At 70.0% G+C, this 1,013-nt stretch carries 1 protein-coding gene; it reads right to left on the bottom strand.

All coding sequences use genetic code 11. The features are described 5' to 3' along the window. Window positions 1–1,013 (bottom strand): NAD(P)-binding protein (locus HHL10_RS30135; RefSeq protein ID WP_169164108.1); only part of this gene is annotated, 1,013 nt, incomplete at both ends.

Below are 1,013 nucleotides of genomic sequence, written 5' to 3'. Positions count from 1 at the left end.
TCGAGCCAGTAGTTGGGCGTGAGGATCACGCCCTGCGCGTAGAGCTGGCGGTACATGATCGGGAACGTGGTGCCGCCGGTGTCGTCGGCGATCTTCACGTCCGGCGTCACGATCTCCACCAGGTGGCCGCGGCTGGAGATGAAGTCCGCCACGCCCGCGCCCGCGTGGGTGCTGATGCCGTCGTAGACCAGCACGTTGCCCTGCGGCGCCACGCGGCCGCTGAGGATGTCCCAGCCCGACACCGATAAACCCTCGGCCACGCCCCACTCCGGGTTCTGGTCGGTGTGCGCGATGCCGCCGGTGGCCAGCACCACGATGTCCGGGCGCTCGTCCATGATCATGGACACGTCGGCCTCGACACCCAGGCGGCGATCCACGCCCAGCCGCGTCGTCTCCAGGTCGAACCAGCGGATGATGCCCGCCATCTGCTCGCGCTTGGGAGCCTTGGCCGCCAGGTTCACCTGCCCGCCCACCTGGGGCTGCTTCTCGAACAGCACCACGTCGTGCCCGCGCTCGCGCGCCACGCGCGCGGCCTCCAGCCCGGCCGGGCCGGCGCCCACCACCACGACCTTGCGCTTGGGGCCGCTGGTCTTGGCGATGACGTGCGGCATGGTGCGCTCGCGGCTGGTGGCGGCGTTTTGCACACAGAGGACGTCCAGCCCCGCGTACTGCCGGTCGATGCAGTAGTTGGCGCCCACGCATTGCTTGATCTGGTCCTCGCGCCCGTCGCGGATCTTGATGACCAGGTGCGGGTCGGCGATCTGCGCGCGCGTCATGCCCACCATGTCCACGGTGCCGCTGGCGAGCAGCCGCTCGGCCTGCTGCGCGTCGCGGATGCTTTGCGCGTGCATCACCGGGATCTTGACCACGCTCTTGATGCCCCCGGCCAGGTGCACGAAGGGCTCGGGCGGCAGCGCCATGGGCGGCATGCAGTTGGCCAGGGTGTTGTGCGTGTCCGCGCCCGAGCCCACGACGCTCAGGTAGTCCAGCATCCCCGTCTCGCTCATGGCCTG

This window comes from Azohydromonas caseinilytica (assembly GCF_012927045.1).
In the GTDB taxonomy this organism is placed as follows: Bacteria; Pseudomonadota; Gammaproteobacteria; order Burkholderiales; family Burkholderiaceae_C; genus Azohydromonas; species Azohydromonas caseinilytica.
This window is presented reverse-complemented; position numbering and strand designations above follow the sequence as displayed.